This window comes from Pseudomonas sp. LBUM1673 (genome assembly GCF_059695645.1).
The window spans coordinates 4,479,201-4,497,899 of record NZ_CP166780.1 but is presented as its reverse complement, the minus strand read 5'-3'; the positions used below and the strand labels follow the sequence as shown (position 1 = coordinate 4,497,899).

Here is an 18,699-nt window from a genome sequence, read left to right as displayed (position 1 = left end):
ATTACTTCCTGAAAGGGTTGGGTATTGAGTAGCCCTTATAGCTACCATCATCATGGACGGGGGTGACGCCGACGATGTCGTGATTTTTTATTCCTCCTGGGAACGCTATCTCAACCTCACGCCGATGTGGTGACATCATGCCAAGTTCTTTATTTACATCGATTCCGCTAATGTTTTTCAGTACATATACATAGCCGTCGGCAAGCCAGTAGCCTGTGGCAAATTTTTTTGCCTCATTTTCGCTTGTCGAAGTGCTGACAAAATAACTAGGAGGGCTTCTGTTATCCAATGCGTGCATGTACAGATCTGTACTGTCTCCCAAGGGTTCAAATCCTGCCTCAAAAATTTCCCATGGTTCTCGGTCGTCACCACGGTACAAATAATAGTTCTCTCGTTTTGGATTTGGGGTTCCGGGCTCCCCCTCATCAACCCTAGCCTTCCCCGTCGGATCCTCATCCCCAAACGATGGCTTCTTACACCCATCCCCTCCAGGGCACTCACTCAACCCCAACGGATCAACCCACCCCGTCGGGTTCCGCGTGTACTGATAGCCGTTTAACCCACCCGCCAACTTGCTCGGATCCGGGGTCAAATACCGTCCAACATCCGGATTGTAGTAACGATGCCGGTTGTAATGCAGGCCGGTTTCCGCGTCGAAATACTGCCCTTGGAAGCGCAGCGGCTGATCGAGGACCTGGTGGGTGTCGCGGTTGAGGCGGGTGAGACGGCCATAGGCGGTGTATCGGGCGGCCCAGATGATGTCGCCGCTGTAGTCGGTGAGTTCTTGCGGTGTGCCGAGGTGGTCGAGTTGGTAGTAGAACGGGCAGGCCTTTTTCGGACCTTTGCCATCGAGCATGGCCAACGGGCGAAAGCTGCCGGGTTCGTAGATGTAGCTGCGGTAGTGCTCGCGGCAGCTTTCAGCGACGAGATTGTCGCCCTGCCAGAAGAACTCGGTGGTTTTGCCATCGACGGTTTTGGCAATGCGGCGGCCGAAGGCGTCGTAGCGGTAACTGGCGCAACGGCCGTCCGGAGTAGTGACGCCGACCAATCGGTGCTGGCAGTCGTAACGGTACTCAGTGACCAGTTTCTGCGCGGCGCCACGACGTTCGCGGATGAGGTTACCGAAGGCGTCGTAGTCGTAATGACGGTCACCCTGCGTGAGCAGGCGGTTGCCTTTGACGATCGTCGGGCCGGGGCGATCCTGCATCAGCAGGTTGCCGGACGGGTCGTGGGCAAAGCTTTCCGGCTGTTGGTCGCGGGTGTGGCGGACGCGGGTCAGGCGGTTGAGCGGGTCGTACTGGTAGCTGCGCTGGCCGTGGCGGGTGTCGGCGATGTGGTCGAGATTGCCGTTGAGGCTGTAGGCATAGTCGCGGCGATACAGTGGTTGTTGCTGTTGGCTGACAGCGTGAGCTTTCAGTCGGCCCTGGTCATCGTAGGCGTATTCGCTGAGCAGCAGACCCTGTTGGCGTTGCTGTTCGCGGCCGAAGGCGAACTGGTGAGTGGTGAGGCGTGTGCCATTGAGATCAATGGCCGTCAGCGCGCCACCCTTGGCGTGGTGATAGTCGAGTTTGCTGCCATCCGGCAGGCGCAGGCGGTTGAGCTGGCCGCAAGCGTCGTAGCCATAACGCAAGGTGCCCCAGCCCTGATGCTCGGTGATCAGCCGGTCCTGCTGGTCGTACTCAAATTCCAGCGGATGATCGTGACCGTCGTCGACGCTGGTCAGTCGGCCCAGCGAGTCGTAGCAGTACTCGACCTTGATGCCGTCGGGCAGGGTTTTGGTTAGCAACCGTCCGGCCGAGTCCCGCTCATAAGCCGTAACCAGCTGCGAGCCGTCATCGCCGAACTCGGTTTTCTCCAGCAACTGACCGTTGAGGTCATAGGCGTAGGCAGTGCGGCGACCGTCGAAACCGGTTTCCTGTCGGATCAATCCGTTGGGCGTGTAGTCCAGCCGATATTTTTCACCGGATTCGTTTTCGATTTCCGTCAGCAACAGCTGCGCGTTGTCGTAGCGGTACTTGAGCTGGGTGCCGTCGGGATTGATCCGGCGGCTGACCAGATGCAGATCGTCGGCGTATTCGTAACGGGTGATGCGCCCCAGTTCATCCCGTTCGGCGGTGATCTTGCCGTAGGCGTTGTAGCTGAAGGCGCGACTGGCGCCGGTAGGCAGCGTCGTCTGGATCAGGCGGCCGACGGCGTCCCATTGGTACTGGGTGACGGCACCGTGTTCGTCTTGGCGAGTCGTCTGCCGCCCCAATGCGTCGTAGGAAAAGCGCCGCCGCCCACCGTCCGGCAAGGTCTCATCAAGCAACTGCCCCAAGGCGTTCCAGACGAACACATGCCGGCTGGTGTCCGGGTAGCGGATCGACAGCAGCCGGCCTTGTTCGTCGTAGTGATAGTGAGTGACGTTCCCGTCGGGATCGGTCGCTTCAGTGACTTCCCCCTGGGCATTGCGCCGGTAGGTCCACACCACTTTGCCGCGATAACGCGCCTGCAGGAAACCGTTGCGATACTCGTAGGCCGTCGGTTCGTCTTCCGGCGGAATCAGTGCCACCAACCGTCCGACATCGTCGTAACGGTATTCAGTGACGGCCCCGAGCGGATCCTGCTCGGCCACCAATCGGCCTTGCTCGTCATAGGCCTTGAGCTGTTCACCGCCATCCAACCCGACCTTGCGCACCAGCCGTGCCCGGTCGTCGTGGACGTAAACCTCTTCGCTGCCGTCGATGTTCCGGACCGTGACGCTGCCCTGGTCATCCCAGACATAGCGCGCGTCCATCTGCGCAAACGACGCCCAATGCCGCACGCACCGGGCCGCCTTGCCAGACCGTTCCCACTCCCAGAAGAAACTCGCCCCCCCGGCTAGCTGCCGCTGCAAGACCACGTGTTGATCGTCGTAGTCGTAACGCTCGCTTTCACCGGCGGCGTTGGTCGCTTCGATCAAGCGTTGGCGGGCGTCGTAGCGATAGAAAACCAGCGTCTGCTCTGTACGCCAGGTTTCACTCGGATCATCGCTGGGGTGAAACGACTGGTATTCGACGGCGACGAGGTGCCTGCGCTCGTAGCGCAACAGCAGCGAACGGCCCGCGCCGTTATCGAGGCGTTGAATGCGATCCTGACGGTCGCGGGTGATGTGGAGGCGGTTGTTGTAGGCGTCGCTGATCGCCTTCAAGCGACCCTCTCGAAAGTGGTAGAACCGGCTCGTCTCGCCGGCCAAGGCGAGAATCAACTCATCCGGCTCGTTCCCGAGGTAAATCGCCGCGCGCGAGAGGCTGTTATGAATTGCCGGACGCTCGACGCCCGGCAGCGCAAACGTGGTGCGACGGTTTTCATGGTCGATCCAGATGACGGTGTCGCCATCGATTTCCAGCCGATGGGCGAGCGAATGGCTCCAGCCCCGGCCCAGCCCGCAATCGATCTCCACCGCGCTGGTGCGGTACAGCCGGGTGAAGGCAAACGGCAGTAGCCCATCCAGCGAACCGTCGCTCAGGGTCAGCAGTTCTTCGCCGTTGACCATCGACACCGGGCAGCCGTTGGTCGCGGTTTTATCCGCCGCATCGGCGCTGTCGCCGTTGGGATTTTTCGCCTGACTCGGTACATCGTCGTGAGGTTCGTGACGGCCCAGCCGGGTCATGGCTGCGGACTTGTCGCGAGCAATGGCAACCGGATTATTTACCTGCACAACTGGAGAGCCGCCGGCGCTGATCTGTAACGGAACCGTCGGTGCAGGTTTCAGCGATGCATGTCGCGCGCCGACCACGAGCGGTTTGAGCGCGCCAGCGTGGGCTGAAAGGTCGGATTTGGCCGTCAGTTCGGCCAGGCGCAAACTGGCCGCCGCCAACCACTGCCGAGCCCGCTGGGACTTGATCTTGCCCAGTACTTTGGCGCTCATGCCGAGCTTCAGGCCCGTAGGACCGATGAGTCGCACCAGCAGGAAACTGATCAATAGTTCTGTGCGAATTTGCGCCACGACTTCGGCGATGTACTGCGGCGGCAACATCCTCAGCCAACTGGTGAAGGCTGCGAGATGGATGAACATCAACGGCTCATCGCTCAACATCAGCAGCACATTGGCGATGGCTTCAGCCGACGCATTCAGCAACGTTTCAAGTTCGCCTTGAGTCAGGTATTCGAGAAGCTTTTCGCTGTTGGTTTGCAGGTCTGCCACCAAGGCGTAGACCTGCTTCACGTCATCCCACAAACCGTGCAGCGAATGCTCGAAGCCGCGCCAGTCGGCCTGTTGCAGCAGGCCGTAGCGCTGGGTGAACCCTGCCTCGGAAAAACCTGCCCACAAAGGCTGGAATTCGCTTGTCCATTCGTTGCGCAACCAGCCTTCCAGCTCGCCGATCACGCCTTGATAGGAGGCATAGAGGGCTTTGACGTGATCAGCAGAAACATTGGGAAAGAAGGTGATGCGATAGCGCTGGCCGCGCCAGCATTCGGGAATTTCGAGGATGCCGCTGGGGCCGATGGTTTCGTGGACGGGCTCACCGAACGTCAATTCGCCGTTACGCTGCGAGATAACCGGCTCAAGCATCACCGGCGTATCGCCTATCGGTACGAAACGCGCGGCTTCAAACAGGTGCACCAGAGTCAACGGACCGCTGGCAGGGCACATGGCGAGCGTCGAGCTGACAGGGGCGGTGGAGTTCTTCGGCGCGCTGAGCCGGACTTCGTTGCCGACCTTGAACACTTGCTCGACATTCAGCGCCCCACCGGTCCAGAAGTTTTCCGCCCAGGCCTCGTAGTTGTTGAGGCAGAGTCGAAAATCACCGAGCAGCGCTTCGACGTCCGGCTGCTCGGGGTTCATGGCGGCGACCACCAGCAGGCCGATGGCATTGTTCAAGGCCAGGACCTTGTCAGGTTCGAACATTCGCAATCCCTCGCGCTGATCAATTGGGAGCGCGAGACTTTGCGGGGGATCAGCGAGGAAAGAAGTCGGGAAAGGAGGCGTTTGGTGTAGGGAAAATCGCTAAATCATCGCGGGCGCCTCGACCCGGATTTTTGTATCCGCCAGGCATTGCCCGTTGCTCTCTGCCAACCGTGCTCGCTATGCTGCTGAACCCTTTAATCCATCACGGACCCGGTCGTGCCTGAGCCGCTCCTGGGATGTCATGAGAAAACGGATCAGATGCGATGAATGCACCCTTGGATGAGTTCGGCCCGATAAAGGCCGTGATTTTCGATATGGACGGCTTGCTGCTGGACACCGAGGGCATTTACACCGAGGTCACCTCCATCATTGCCGAGCGTTACGGCCGGACCTTCGACTGGAGCGTCAAGCAGAACATCATCGGCCGTGGCGCGGGTGACCTGGCGCGCTATGTGGTCGAGGCGCTGGACCTGCCGATTACCGCCGAAGAGTTTCTGGTGATCCGCGAGCCGCTGATGCGCGAGCGTTTTCCAACAGCGCTGGCGATGCCCGGCGCAGAAGAGCTGGTGCGGCACTTGAAAGCCAACAATGTTCCTATTGCGGTGGGCACCAGTTCGTCGCGTCAATCGTTCGGCCAGAAAACCACCTTGCACCGCGACTGGTTCGCGCTGTTCGACTTCATCGTCACTGCTGACGACCCGGAAGTGGGCGCGGCTAAACCGGCGCCGGATATTTTCCTGACAGCGGCGCGACGCCTGGGTGTCGCGCCCGAGGATTGTCTGGTGTTCGAGGATTCACCGTTCGGCGTCACCGCAGCGAAAGCGGCGGGAATGACAGCAATTGCGATCCCGGATGCGGCGATGGCCGACGAAAAGTACGCACACGCCGACGGCATTCTTCGTACGCTGAAGGCGTTCAAGCCCAGTGCCTGTGGTTTGCCGGCGCTCGAGTGGGCTTAACGCCGGTAAATGTGGGAGCGGGCTTGTGTGGCGAGGGGGCTTGCCCCCGTCCGACTGCGAAGCAGTCGTAAAACAGGTAACCACTTTCTAATTCAAGACCGCTGTGACTGGTTTCAGGGGAGCTTCGCGCCCAAACGGGGGCAAGCCCCCTCGCCACATAAGCCCGCTCCCACAGTGACCTGCATCAGGCGCCGAAACCACCGTCGATGGTCAGGCTGGCCCCGGTGATATAGCCGGCTTCGGGACCGACAAGATAAGCGACGAAGCTGGCGATTTCTTCCACTTTGCCGTAACGACCCACGGCCATCAGCGGGATCAGGCTGTCGGCGAAGTCGCCGCTGGCCGGGTTCATATCGGTGTCGACCGGACCCGGTTGCACGTTGTTGATGGTGATGCCCCGTGGGCCGAGGTCGCGGGCCAGGCCTTTGGTCAGGCCGACCAGCGCCGATTTGCTCATGGCGTACGGACCACCACCGGCGAAGGGCATGCGCTCGGCATTGGTGCTGCCGATGTTGATGATGCGACCGCCTTCGGTCATATATTTGGCCGCTTCCTGGGTGGCGATGAACACGCTGCGTACGTTGATGGCCAGGGTCTGGTCGAAGTCTTCGAGTGTGAAGTCTTCCAGCGGTGCGACGGCCAGAACGCCTGCGTTGTTGACCAGGATGTCCAGGCGCCCAAAGGCTTCGACGGTGGCGTTAACGGCATGGCGAATGGCGACGGCATCGGCGCTGTCGGCCTTGATGGCCAAGGCTTTGCCGCCTGAGGTAGTGATGCTGTTTTGCAGCGCTTCGGCTTTGGTGGTGGAGCTGACGTAAGTGAAGGCGACGGTAGCGCCTTCGGCGGCCAGGCGTTTGACGATGGCAGCGCCGATGCCGCGTGAACCACCTTGAATCAGAGCTACTTTACCGCTGAGGTGTTGAGTGGTCATGTCGATCTCCAGAAATTCAAGGCGGGCTGCCTTGTTGTTGGAGTCGAGTATCGGCTGCGCATGACCCTCCGGGTAGACCGTCGTTGCTATAGTCTGTGTAAACCAGAAGTTTATAGTGGCGCCTATGGAAACCTTCAGCAGTATCGAATGCTTCGTGCGCAGCGCCGAGGTCGGCAGCTTCGCCGAAGCCGCGCGACGCTTGAGCCTGACGCCGGCAGCGGTGGGCAAGAGCGTCGCCAAGCTAGAGGCGCGACTGGGTGTGCGGCTGTTCCAGCGCAGCACGCGCAGCCTGACGCTGACCGAGGCGGGCCAGCTGTTTCTCGGCGAAGTCAGCACCAGCCTGCACACGATCCAGAATGCCGTGGCCAACCTCGCCAGCGCTGAAGGGCGTCCCGCTGGCACGTTGAAAGTCAGCATGGGCACCGTGTTCGGGTGCTTGTACATCGTGCCGTTGCTGGGAGAGTTTTTACGGCGTTTTCCGGCGATCAACCCGGATTGGCATTTCGATAACCGCCAGGTCGACCTGATCGGCCAGGGATTCGATGCGGCGATTGGTGGCGGATTCGAGCTGCCCCAGGGCGTGGTGGCGCGCAAGCTGACGCCCGCCCATCGGGTGTTGGTGGCTTCAGCCGAGTACCTGGCGAAGCACGAGGCGATCGTCGAGCCCGACGATCTCAAGCACCACGACGGCATCTTGATACGGTCGCCGCAGACGGGGCGTGTGCGTTCCTGGCAGTTGACCAGCCGCACCCGGCAACACAGCCCGCTGACGCTCAAGGCGCGGATGACCATGAGTGATTCGGAGGCCGCCTGCGCCACCGCGGCCCAGGGGTTGGGCATCGCGTTGGTGAGCATGCCGTTCGCCGTGGGCTATCTGGACGCCGGGACGTTGCTGCGGGTGTTACCCGACTGGTATGTCGACGACGGCAACATCTCCATCTATTACGCCGAACACAAACTGCTGCCGGGCAAGACCCGGGCGTTTGTCGATTTCATCATTGAGCAGTTTGCGGAGCAGGGGTTGGGGCAGCGGTTTAGTGCGCTTTGAACCTGGCTTAAGACCGAGGTGCGGCTATCGCGGGCAAGCCACGCTCCCACAGATTTTGTGTCGTTTATATCATTATGATACGACTCAAAACCTGTGGGAGCGTGGCTTGCCCGCGATGAACGATAACGCGGTCTACCGCCCAAACCGCCCCGGCCAACCAATAATGTTCTTCGGCCGAGGCGTCGCATACGTCCGCACTTTCGACGTCGACAACCCCAACCGCACCAGCGATTCGGCAATGGTCACCGCAGCAGTCACCCCATCCACCACCGGCACGCCGGTGCGCTGACGAATCTGCTCATCCAGCCCGGCCATGCCGCCGCAGCCCAGGCAGATCACCTCGGCCTTATCCTCGAGCACCGCCAGTTCCGCCTGCCGAACAATCGCCTCCAGCGCACGCTCTGGATCGGATTCCAGCTCCAACACCGCCAGCCCGCTGGCCCGCACCGACGCACAACGGTCCCAGAGGCCTGACAGTTTGAGGCGATCCTCGATCAGCGGCACAGTGCGGTCCAGGGTGGTGACCACCGAGTAGGCATGGCCAAGGAACATCGCGGTGCTGGCGCCGGCATCGGTGATGTCCACTACCGGCACGTTGAGCAACTCCTGCAAACCTTCGCGGCCGTGTTCGCCGTAACCGGCCTGAATCACCGCATCAAAGGGCTGATCGTAGGACATGACCCGATCCATCACCGCAATGGCGGCCAGGTAGCTTTCGAAATTGCCCTCGATGGAGTCGGCGCCGAAATGCGGGGTCAGGCCGATGATTTCCGTGCCAGGCGAGGCCACGGATTGAGCCTGACGGGCGATGGCCTGTGTAATGGATTCGGTGGTGTTGACGTTGACCACGAGAATTCGCATGGGAGGTCCTTTTATAGCGAGATGGTTCTGCGGCCCGACGTTGCCGGGCCGCCCGGGGATCAATGGCTGACGTTATCGACCGCGATGGCTTCACCACTGACATCTGTGTAGTAAGGCTGCCGTTTGGCGATGATCAGGTAGAGCATCCCTGCAATCCTGGCGCCAATCAGCTATTTCGATGGCAGTTTTCTGAGAATGATCGACTGAGGAAGTCAGGAGAAGGGGATGTAACTTTTTGGAGTGATGAAATTAAAAGTGCACACAAACATGGCGCTTATGGTGACATTTCTGTGTACACATTTTTTAAGATCAAAGGATCGCAGGCTTCGCCAGCTCCTACAGGGGAATAGTGCTCATCTGTAGGAGCTGCCGCAGGCTGCGATCTTTTAAGCTTTGGATTTGCTGATGATATTGCCCGCATGCAGCCCGCATTCTTTCTGCGTGGCTTCTTCCCACCACCAACGACCTTCGCGCTCATGCTGGTTTGGCAGCACCGGGCGGGTGCAAGGCTCGCAGCCAATGCTGATGAACCCCCGCTCATGCAGGCTGTTGTACGGCAGCTCCAGCATGCGGATGTAGCCCCAGATCTCTTCGCTGGTCATCTGTGCCAGCGGGTTGAATTTGTACAGGGTGCGTTCCGGGGTGGAGAACGCGGTGTCGATTTCCAGCACCGCGACCGCGCTGCGGGTGCCCGGGCTCTGGTCTCGACGCTGGCCGGTGGCCCAGGCGGTCACGCCGGACAGCTTGCGACGCAGCGGCTCGATCTTGCGGATGCCGCAGCACTCGCCATGGCCGTCCTTGTAGAAGCTGAACAGGCCCTTTTCCTTCACGAAAGGTTCGAGTTTGGTGTAGTCCGGCGACACCACTTCGATATCGATCTTGTAGTGCTCGCGCACCTGTTCGATGAAGCGGTAGGTCTCGGGGTGCAAGCGGCCGGTGTCGAGGCTGAACACTTTGACGTTTTTGTTCAGCTTCCAGGCCATGTCCACCAGCACCACATCCTCGGCACCACTGAAAGATATCCACAGGTCATCGCCGAACTCGGCGAACGCGAGTTTCAGGATGTCCTGAGCGGATTTGTTGGCATAGGTCGTGGCGAGTTCCACGACATCGAACGATGGGCTCATCAGGGCGGCTTCCTACAGGTCGGTGGCGCTGGGCGCTCTATATGCTCCGATGGTAACAAAATCCTGCGGCGGCTGGTGCGCCCTCTGCGTTGCACAGAGGAGGGCGAGTCGCTAGAGTTCGGCAGTCCTTTTGCTCGCTCGACTCAATAAACAGTACAAAATGGGAGTGTCTTGTGGAAATTGCCTGTCTGGATCTTGAAGGTGTGCTGGTCCCGGAAATCTGGATCGCCTTTGCCGAAAAAACCGGGATCGACTCCCTCAGGGCCACCACTCGGGACATTCCCGACTACGACGTGTTGATGAAGCAGCGCCTGCGGATTCTCGACGAGCACGGCCTGAAGCTTTCCGACATCCAGGAAGTGATCGCCACGCTCAAGCCTCTGGAAGGCGCCAGCGAGTTCGTCGACTGGCTGCGTGAGCGCTTTCAGGTGGTGATTCTGTCGGACACCTTTTACGAATTTTCCCAGCCGCTGATGCGCCAACTGGGCTTCCCGACGTTGCTTTGCCATCGCTTGATCACTGACGATGCCGGTCGGGTCACGGGTTATCAGTTGCGTCAGAAAGATCCCAAGCGTCAATCGGTGTTGGCGTTCAAGAGCCTCTACTACCGGGTGATTGCGGCAGGGGATTCCTACAACGACACCACGATGCTGGGCGAGGCGGATGCCGGGATTCTGTTCCATGCACCGGACAATGTGATTCGTGAATTTCCACAATTCCCGGCGGTGCACAGCTTTGCCGAGTTGAAGCAGGAGTTCCTCAAGGCTTCGAATAGGGCCTTGAGTTTGTAAACACAACATTGTGGCGAGGGGGCTTGCCCCCGTTCGGCTGCGAAGCAGTCGTAAACCGGTGCATGCGGTCTATTTGAAAATTCGCGGTGTCGGGTTTTGGGGGCGCTTCGCACCCCAACGGGGGCAAGCCCCCTCGCCACAGAAGCCTGACATCAGAGGCCTTGCAAGGTATCGAGCAACACCTTCACCTTGGTAATCGACTCCTGATATTCCTCCCGCCAATCCGAATCCGCCACGATCCCGCCGCCACCCCAGCAACACACCTGCCCATCCTTGACCAGCAAGCTGCGAATGGCGATGGAGCTGTCCATCTCGCCGCGCACGTCCAGGTACAGCAATGAACCGCAGTACAACCCGCGACGGGTCGGTTCCAATTCATCAATGATTTGCATGGCACGAATCTTCGGTGCGCCGGTAATCGAGCCGCCGGGGAAGCTGCCGGCGATCAAATCCAGCGCATCCTTGCCATCCGCCAGCTCGCCGGTAACGCTGCTCACCAAGTGATGCACGTTCGGGTAGCTTTCCAGACTGAACAACTCAGGCACCCGCACTGAGCCGATACGGCAGGTGCGACCCAGATCGTTGCGCAGCAGGTCGACAATCATCAGGTTTTCCGCGCGGTCCTTGGGGCTGGCCAGCAGCTCGGCGGCGTTCGCGGCATCTTCGGCAGCCGTCAGGCCGCGGGGGCGGGTGCCTTTGATCGGACGGGTTTCAACGTGGCGTTCGCTGACTTTGACGAAACGCTCTGGCGATAGGCTCAGTACCGCGTCGCCGTTGGGCAGGCGCTGGAAGCCGGAAAACGGTGTCGGGCACGCTGCCCGCAACGCGCAGTACGCGGCCCACGGATCGCCCTGGTATTGGGCGCGAAAGCGCTGGGCGAAGTTGACCTGATAGCAGTCGCCAGCCTGGATGTACTGCTGAATGCGTTCCAAGGCTTGTCGATAGTCGTCGGCGCTCAGGTCTGCATTCATCGGACCGTTCAGTTTGAAAGGCTCGATTTTCTGGGGAGCTGGCTGAGTGAACAGTTTGATCAGCCGCTGTCGTTCGCTGTCGATCAACGTCGGGTGGAACACCAGTTGACTGGTGGCCAGATGGTGATCGCTGATCAGTGCCCAATCGTAGAGCCCGAAACGTGCGTCGGGCAATTGCAGGTCGTCCTGCGCCTGGCTCGGCAGGTTTTCCAGATGTCGGCCGAAGTCGTAGCTCAGATAGCCGATCAGGCCGCCAGCGAAGGGCAGGTCACAGGACGCAGGCAGGGCCGCGTTACCGAGTCGCGTCAGGTGGTCGCGAAGGCGTTGCAGGAAATGGCTGCCGCTTTCATCCGGTAACACGGCCAATTGTTCCAGTGGCCAGGCGCTGAGCAGGTCATAACGCCCGCGCTCGGCGCTCGGCCGGCCGCTGTCGAGCAGCACGGCACCGGGGGCATGACGAATCGCCGCGAAGTACTCGGCGGGGTTGGCACGATAGGGCAGCGGGTGTACGGAACAGGTCAACATGGGCGGGGCAGATCAGCCATCGAGGCGGGGGAGCGATTGTAGTCCTCTGCAGGATTTGCTCCTAGGGGGATGTCGGGGATTGGAAGGTTGAAAGCGGCTGCGCAAGACCTGTGGCGAGGGGGCTTGCCCCCGTTCGGCTGCGCAGCAGTCGTAAAACCGGCTGGTGCGGGCTATCTGATGTACGGGGGGAGAATGACTTGGGGTTGCTGCGCAACCCAACGGGGGCAAGCCCCCTCGCCACAGGTCAGCCCTCAACCGCTGGAATGTGCCCAAACAATTCCTGAACGAACTCCACGCGTTCCTGCACTGTTTCGGTGATCCCGCGGGCCTTCAACTCTTCCAGTCGCGCTTCGACCGCATGGGTACGCAACGTCAACCCGCAGTCGTTGGCGATCTGAATGTTCAACCCGGGGCGGGCGTTCAACTCAAGAATCAGCGGCCCTTTCTCCTGGTCGAGCACCATGTCGACACCGATGTAACCCAGCCCGCACAGCTCATAGCAACCGGCAGCGAGCTTCATGAAACCGTCCCAGTAGGGCAGTTGCACGCCGTCCACTGCGTTGGTGGTGTCCGGGTGTTTGGTGATGATGTTGTTCAGCCAGGTGCCGCGCAATGTCAGGCCTGTAGCCAGATCGACACCGACGCCGATGGCGCCCTGGTGCAGGTTGGCCTTGCCGCCGGACTGGCGGGTCGGCAGGCGCAACATGGCCATCACTGGATAACCCATCAGCACGATAATGCGAATGTCCGGCACGCCTTCATAGCTGATGCTTTTGAAGATCTGGTCCGGGGTCACGCGGTATTCGATCAGTGCGCGGTCACGGTGACCGCCGAGCGAATACAGGCCGGTCAGGATGCTGGAAATCTGGTGCTCGATTTCCTCGTGACTGATGATCTTGCCCGACACCGTGCGATAGCGGCCCTCGAAGCGGTCGGCGATCACCAGAATGCCGTCACCGCCGGCGCCCTGGGCCGGTTTGACCACGAAATCGTTGCGCCCGCCGATGATGTCGGCGAGGTTGTCGATTTCTTTCTCGGTGGAGATCACGCCGTATAGCTCCGGCACGTGAATGCCGGCGGCGATGGCACGCTCCTTGGTGATGATCTTGTCATCGACGATCGGGTACAGGCTGCGCTTGTTGTACTTGAGCACGTAGTCTGCGTTGCGCCGATTGATCCCCATGATGCCCCGGGCCTCCAGGGCTTTCCAGGTCTTCCAGAGACCGAACATCAGGCGTCAGCCTTCTTGAGGAAAGCCTTGAAGCGCACCAGTTCGGTCAGGCGGTAACCGCGATAGCGACCCATGGCCAGCATGAAGCCCACCAGGATCAGCAGAACCGTCGGGAAGGTGAACACGAAGTACACCAGCTCCGGCACGCTCATGATCAGGTGCGCCAGGGAGGCAGCGAACAGCGTGCCGATCGCCACCTTCATCGCATGGCCGCCCCCGCGCTCTTCCCAGGTGATCGACAGGCGTTCGATGGTCATGGTCAGAATCACCATCGGGAACAGCGCCACCGACAACCCGCGCTCCAGGCCGAGTTTGTGGCTGAACAGGCTGATAGCCGCGATCAGCACCACCACGAATGTCAGCACCACCGACAGCCTCGGCAGCATTTGCAGTTTCAAGTGTTCAAGGTAGGAACGCAGCGACAGCCCCAGCGCCGTGATGATGGTAAACAGCACGATGCCGAAACCGAGCTGGGTTTCCCGGAAGGCGAGGGCGATCAGCACCGGGGTAAAAGTGCCGAGTGTCTGAATGCCGATCAGGTTGCGCAGGATCAGGATCACCAGCACGCCGATCGGAATCATCACCATGATCATGAAGGTCTGCTGGGTTTGCAGCGGCAGGCCGTACAGCGAGTAGTCGAGGAAGTTGGCGTCGGAGTTTTCGTCGGTCAGCTTGGCCAGACGAATGGCGTTCATTTCGCTGTTGTTCAGGCTGAAGGTGACGTTGGCTTTCTTGCCGCCATCGACGGTGATCAGGTTTTCGTCGCCGGTCCACCACAGCAAGCGGTCGGTGGGCAGGCCCTGTTCGCCGGTTTCCGGGTTGAAGTAAAGCCAGTCGGTGCCGTTGAAGCTGCGCAACCAGAGCTCAGGCATTTGCGGCTGATCGGCCACCAGGCGAATGGTGTGGACCTTTTCCACCGGCACGTGGGCGATGGACAGTACCAGCTCGACGATTTTGGCTTTGTTCACGGTGGACGGATCGCCGGCCAGCAGCAGTTTTACGTTGTCGTCGTTGAGGTTGTTGACGCGCTTGATGGCTTCGCCGATGAAGGTTTCGACGTCGGCCGAGTGTTGGCGGATCGGCGCGAGCAGGGCTTCGGCGGCGATTTTTTCCGGGCCTTCTATAGCGATGCTGTCGCGGAAGGTCGGGCCTTTGACCTTGGATTTTTCACCGCTGTAGCGCTTGGTCAGTACCAGACGGTAATAAAGGGTCTGGTTGCCTTTGGCCCGACGCGCCGACCAGGTGACCTTGCGGTTACCGTCGACACGGTTCACCGCCACGCCGTAATTATTGGAAATGAAACTCTCGTTGAGGCTCACGTAGTCGCGGCTCAGCGGTGGCACGAACATCTGGATCTTGATCGGGTCCTTGGCGTTGGCGACGAACTCGACCTTGGCGTCGATGTTCCACAAGTCGTCGGTAGCGTCTTCGGTCACCGGGATACCGAGCACGAAAATCTGATAGGCCGTAACTGAAATGCCCAGCACCACCAGGATGGCGATCAGCAATTTCAGATGGAGGGTAAGAGCGCGCATTGGAATTACTCTGCGGTATGTGCGTCGGTGGCGCAGGCGGGTTTGCCAGCAGCGTATTTAAGATTGGGGTCGACCAGCGCATCGAAACGTTTGAGCGCTTCGGAGCCGATCAAGAGCGGGTATTGGAAGGCGCTGCGGTCGGTCAAGTTCACTTCGATGCTGCGTAAAGCCGAGCCCATGCAGATATCCAGCTCGATGACCGGACGGGCGGTGTACTTCTTGCCTTCTTCCGGGTCGTAGTCGCTCGCCCGGCGCTTGATCTTGCTGACACGGGCCAGCGGTCGTTCGATCGGGTGCGAATGCGCGGCGTCGATGGCCAGATAGAAACGCACCCAGGATTCGCCATTGCGTTTGAAACGTTTGATGTCGCGTGCACTCAGCGAAGCGGTTTTCGCCCCGGTGTCGAGTTTGGCGGCGACTTCCAGATTGATGCCGTCCAGCGAAGCGTACTCATTGAGGCCGTACACAGTCTTTTCCCCTGCCGCGGCGAAACCTGGCAGGCCAAGAAGACAAAGGAATGTGGTGAAGGGCTTGAGTCTCATAAATCCTGGTGCGCAGCGGTCCGTTCTTCAATTCAAGGCCCTGGCATTGCTGCACAAGCTCCCTCGTATGCCTATCCGCTTTTTATGACAGGCAATGCAGATGACAAGCAAATGCGGGCGGCATTCTAGCACGGTGGTTTTATGGCGCCAGCGCTGGCGGACGGCTATAACTTGGGGGTTCTGCTTCGTTATGGTGCAAGCGGTTATTAGACGATTGTCGACAATATCTATTTATCCTTTGACGTAACTGGCCATATTCGCTAGTTTTTGCGGCATTGATTTTAAAGGTGTCGACAATATGCTGGATCAACTCGATCCCACGGTCACGGTTCAGGACGACTCGGAAACACTTTCCGAAAACGTCTTCCGACGCATTCAGGCGGCCATCGTCAAGGGCGAGATCGCCCCGGGCAGCAAGATCTCCGAGCCTGAGCTGGCGCGCACCTACGGCATCAGCCGCGGGCCGCTGCGTGAGGCCATTCACCGTCTGGAAGGCCAACGCCTGCTGGTTCGCATACCGCACGTCGGGGCGCGGGTGGTGTCGCTGAGCCACGCCGAATTGCTGGAACTCTACGAAATTCGCGAATCCCTGGAAGGCATGGCGTGCCGTCTGGCGGCTGAACGCATGACGGTCGAAGAAATCGACGAACTGCGCCGGGTGCTGGAAACCCACGAGCGCGATGAGGCGTTTCAGGCAGGCCGAGGCTATTACCAGCAGGAAGGCGATTTCGACTTTCATTACCGGATCATCCAGGGCAGCGGCAACCGCACCCTGACCCAGATGCTTTGCGGCGAGCTCTATCAACTGGTGCGCATGTACCGCATCCAGTTTTCCACCACGCCCAATCGGCCGCGCCAGGCGTTTGCCGAGCACCACCGCATTCTCGACGCCATCGCCGACCGTGACGGTGAGTTGGCTGAGTTGTTGATGCGTCGTCACATCGGCGCCTCCAAACGCAATATCGCCCGTCATTACCAGGACGGCGCTAACCCGACAGCCACTGAACGAGGTGAGTCATGAGTTCCAGCAAGAGCACTCCAGGCCAGCGTTTCCGCGATGCGGTCGCCAGCGAACATCCGCTGCAAGTGGTCGGCACGATCAACGCCAACCACGCGCTGCTGGCCAAGCGCGCCGGTTTCAAGGCTATTTACCTGTCGGGGGGCGGGGTGGCTGCCGGCTCCCTCGGCGTGCCGGACCTGGGGATTACCGGCCTGGATGACGTGCTGACCGACGTGCGTCGCATTACTGACGTTTGCGACCTGCCGCTGTTGGTGGACGTGGACACCGGTTTCGGTTCCTCGGCGTTCAACGTCGCCCGTACCGTGAAGTCGATGATCAAGTTCGGCGCGGCGGCGATTCACATCGAAGACCAGGTCGGCGCCAAGCGCTGCGGTCACCGTCCTAATAAAGAGATCGTCTCGCAGCAGGAAATGGTCGACCGCATCAAAGCAGCCGTCGATGCCCGCACCGACGACAGCTTCGTGATCATGGCCCGCACCGACGCCCTGGCGGTGGAAGGTCTGGAGTCTGCGCTGGATCGCGCGGCCGCGTGCATCGAGGCTGGCGCCGACATGGTGTTCCCGGAAGCCATCACCGAACTTGAGATGTACAAACTGTTCGCCAGCCGCGTGAAAGCGCCGATCCTGGCCAACATCACCGAATTCGGCGCGACGCCGCTGTACACCACCGAACAACTGAAAGCGGCCGACGTGTCGCTGGTGCTGTACCCGCTGTCGGCATTCCGTGCGATGAACAAAGCCGCGGAAAACGTCTACACCGCGATCCGCCGCGACGGCACGCAACAGAACGTCATCGACACCATGCAGACACGCATGGAGCTTTACGATCGTATCGATTACCACACCTTCGAGCAGAAGCTCGATGCGTTGTTTGCTGCAAAAAAGTAATGAAAGCCCTGTAGGAGCGAAGCTTGCTCGCGAAGACAGACTGACATTCAAAATCAATGTCGTCTGAGACACCGCTTTCGCGAGCAAGCTTCGCTCCTACAAGTTTCCCTAACAAATTCAAGATTGGAGACAGCAATGGCCGAAGCAAAAGTACTCAGTGGTGCCGGGCTCCGTGGCCAGGTAGCCGGGCAAACCGCACTGTCCACCGTGGGCCAGTCGGGCGCAGGCCTGACCTATCGCGGCTACGACGTTCGCGAACTGGCGGCTGACGCACAATTCGAGGAAGTGGCTTACCTGCTGCTGTACGGCGAGCTGCCCACCAAGGCGCAACTCGCTGCCTACACCCAGAAACTGAGCAAGCTGCGCGACCTGCCGCAAGCGCTGAAAGAAGTGCTGGAGCGCATCCCCGCCGACGCTCATCCGATGGACGTGATGCGCACCGGTTGCTCGTTTCTGGGCAACATCGAGCCGGAGAAAGACTTCTCCGAGCAGCACGACAAAACCGACCGCCTGCTGGCCGCGTTCCCGGCGATCATGTGCTACTGGTATCGCTTCAGCCACGACGGCAAACGCATCAATTGCGTGACCGACGAAGCCTGCATCGGCGGCCATTTCCTGCACCTGTTGCACGACAAGAAACCGAGCGAGTTGCACGTCAAGGTGATGAACGTTTCGCTGATCCTCTACGCGGAACACGAGTTCAACGCCTCGACCTTCACCGCCCGGGTATGCGCCTCGACCCTGTCGGATCTGTATTCCTGCGTCACCGCCGCCATCGGCTCCCTGCGCGGCCCGCTGCACGGCGGCGCCAACGAAGCGGCGATGGAAATGATCGAGCGCTTTGCAACGCCGGAAGAGGCGATCAAAGGCACCCTCGGCATGCTTGAGCGCAAGGACAAGATCATGGGCTTCGGCCACGCGATCTATAAGGACAACGATCCGCGCAACGAGGTAATCAAGGCCTGGTCGAAAAAACTCTCTGACGAAGTGGGCGACACGGTGCTGTTCCCTGTGTCCGAAGCCATCGACAAGACCATGTGGGAACAGAAGAAGCTGTTTCCGAATGCCGACTTCTACCATGCCTCGACGTACCACTTCATGGGCATTCCGACCAAGTTGTTCACGCCGATTTTCGTCTGCTCGCGCCTGACCGGCTGGGCGGCCCATGTGTTCGAACAACGTGCCAACAACCGCATCATCCGTCCGAGCGCCGAGTACGTCGGCGTCGAACAGCGCAAGTTCGTGCCAATCGAACAACGCTGACCTGGAGGGGCCGACGCTGGCTACTGAAGGAACCGGAAACCCTGTGGGAGCGAGCCTGCTCGCGATGACGGACTGACATTCAATATCAATGTCGACTGATACACCGCTATCGCGAGCAGGCTCGCTCCCACAGTGGA

Annotated in this window: 15 protein-coding genes; 7 read left to right on the top strand and 8 right to left on the bottom strand. The window is 60.0% G+C overall.

Annotated features, from left to right (window positions below; all coding sequences use genetic code 11):
- Window position 1: 1 nt before the first annotated feature.
- Window positions 2-4,870 (bottom strand): RHS repeat-associated core domain-containing protein, encoded by a 4,869-nt coding sequence (locus ACA044_RS20700; RefSeq protein WP_497443046.1) that lies wholly within the window; start codon window positions 4,868-4,870, stop codon window positions 2-4.
- A 263-nt stretch (window positions 4,871-5,133) separates the two neighbouring features.
- Here ACA044_RS20700 and ACA044_RS20695 point away from each other — a divergent pair, with 263 nt between their 5' ends.
- Complete coding sequence (locus tag ACA044_RS20695; RefSeq protein WP_497443045.1) at window positions 5,134-5,829, top strand: HAD-IA family hydrolase; 696 nt, start codon at window positions 5,134-5,136, stop codon at window positions 5,827-5,829.
- Between the two features lie 184 nt (window positions 5,830-6,013).
- Here the strand turns inward: ACA044_RS20695 and ACA044_RS20690 are convergent, their stop codons facing one another.
- The gene (locus ACA044_RS20690) at window positions 6,014-6,760 is read right to left on the bottom strand and encodes a 3-oxoacyl-ACP reductase family protein (protein WP_497443044.1); all 747 of its coding nucleotides are present in this window, start codon (window positions 6,758-6,760) and stop codon (window positions 6,014-6,016) included.
- A gap of 124 nt (window positions 6,761-6,884) precedes the next feature.
- Here ACA044_RS20690 and ACA044_RS20685 point away from each other — a divergent pair, with 124 nt between their 5' ends.
- Window positions 6,885-7,808 (top strand): LysR family transcriptional regulator, encoded by a 924-nt coding sequence (locus ACA044_RS20685; RefSeq protein ID WP_497443043.1) that lies wholly within the window; start codon window positions 6,885-6,887, stop codon window positions 7,806-7,808.
- Between the two features lie 132 nt (window positions 7,809-7,940).
- Here the strand turns inward: ACA044_RS20685 and ACA044_RS20680 are convergent, their stop codons facing one another.
- Window positions 7,941-8,669, bottom strand: coding sequence for an aspartate/glutamate racemase family protein (locus ACA044_RS20680; RefSeq protein ID WP_497443042.1), 729 nt, complete (start codon window positions 8,667-8,669; stop codon window positions 7,941-7,943).
- Window positions 8,670-8,731: 62 nt separating this feature from the next.
- Here ACA044_RS20680 and ACA044_RS20675 point away from each other — a divergent pair, with 62 nt between their 5' ends.
- Window positions 8,732-9,019 (top strand): hypothetical protein, encoded by a 288-nt coding sequence (locus ACA044_RS20675; protein ID WP_497443041.1) that lies wholly within the window; start codon window positions 8,732-8,734, stop codon window positions 9,017-9,019.
- A 36-nt stretch (window positions 9,020-9,055) separates the two neighbouring features.
- Here the strand turns inward: ACA044_RS20675 and ACA044_RS20670 are convergent, their stop codons facing one another.
- Window positions 9,056-9,796, bottom strand: coding sequence for a phosphoadenylyl-sulfate reductase (locus tag ACA044_RS20670; protein ID WP_008074131.1), 741 nt, complete (start codon window positions 9,794-9,796; stop codon window positions 9,056-9,058).
- Between the two features lie 173 nt (window positions 9,797-9,969).
- Here ACA044_RS20670 and thrH point away from each other — a divergent pair, with 173 nt between their 5' ends.
- Window positions 9,970-10,587, top strand: coding sequence for a bifunctional phosphoserine phosphatase/homoserine phosphotransferase ThrH (gene thrH / locus ACA044_RS20665; RefSeq protein WP_497443040.1), 618 nt, complete (start codon window positions 9,970-9,972; stop codon window positions 10,585-10,587).
- A 152-nt stretch (window positions 10,588-10,739) separates the two neighbouring features.
- Here the strand turns inward: thrH and pabB are convergent, their stop codons facing one another.
- The 4 genes from pabB to rloA all read right to left on the bottom strand — a co-directional run bounded on the left by pabB (window position 10,740) and on the right by rloA (window position 15,391).
- Window positions 10,740-12,083 (bottom strand): aminodeoxychorismate synthase component I, encoded by a 1,344-nt coding sequence (gene pabB, locus ACA044_RS20660; RefSeq protein ID WP_497443039.1) that lies wholly within the window; start codon window positions 12,081-12,083, stop codon window positions 10,740-10,742.
- A 244-nt stretch (window positions 12,084-12,327) separates the two neighbouring features.
- The gene (locus tag ACA044_RS20655; RefSeq protein ID WP_497443038.1) at window positions 12,328-13,314 is read right to left on the bottom strand and encodes an alpha-L-glutamate ligase-like protein; all 987 of its coding nucleotides are present in this window, start codon (window positions 13,312-13,314) and stop codon (window positions 12,328-12,330) included.
- Window positions 13,314-14,849, bottom strand: coding sequence for an osmotic stress tolerance membrane protein RloB (gene rloB, locus ACA044_RS20650; protein ID WP_497443037.1), 1,536 nt, complete (start codon window positions 14,847-14,849; stop codon window positions 13,314-13,316). Before rloB ends, ACA044_RS20655 begins: the two co-directional genes overlap by 1 nt.
- A gap of 5 nt (window positions 14,850-14,854) precedes the next feature.
- Window positions 14,855-15,391 (bottom strand): retropepsin-like aspartic peptidase RloA, encoded by a 537-nt coding sequence (gene rloA, locus ACA044_RS20645; RefSeq protein ID WP_497443036.1) that lies wholly within the window; start codon window positions 15,389-15,391, stop codon window positions 14,855-14,857.
- A 298-nt stretch (window positions 15,392-15,689) separates the two neighbouring features.
- On the opposite strand from rloA, the gene ACA044_RS20640 reads away from it, so the two are divergent.
- The 3 genes from ACA044_RS20640 to prpC all read left to right on the top strand — a co-directional run bounded on the left by ACA044_RS20640 (window position 15,690) and on the right by prpC (window position 18,562).
- Complete coding sequence (locus ACA044_RS20640; protein ID WP_497443035.1) at window positions 15,690-16,412, top strand: GntR family transcriptional regulator; 723 nt, start codon at window positions 15,690-15,692, stop codon at window positions 16,410-16,412.
- Window positions 16,409-17,299 carry a methylisocitrate lyase gene (gene prpB / locus ACA044_RS20635; RefSeq protein ID WP_497443034.1) on the top strand — a complete coding sequence of 297 codons (891 nt, stop codon included), beginning with the start codon at window positions 16,409-16,411 and terminating at the stop codon, window positions 17,297-17,299. Before ACA044_RS20640 ends, prpB begins: the two co-directional genes overlap by 4 nt.
- A 135-nt stretch (window positions 17,300-17,434) precedes the next feature.
- The gene (gene prpC, locus ACA044_RS20630) at window positions 17,435-18,562 is read left to right on the top strand and encodes a bifunctional 2-methylcitrate synthase/citrate synthase (protein ID WP_497443033.1); all 1,128 of its coding nucleotides are present in this window, start codon (window positions 17,435-17,437) and stop codon (window positions 18,560-18,562) included.
- Window positions 18,563-18,699 lie beyond the last annotated feature (137 nt).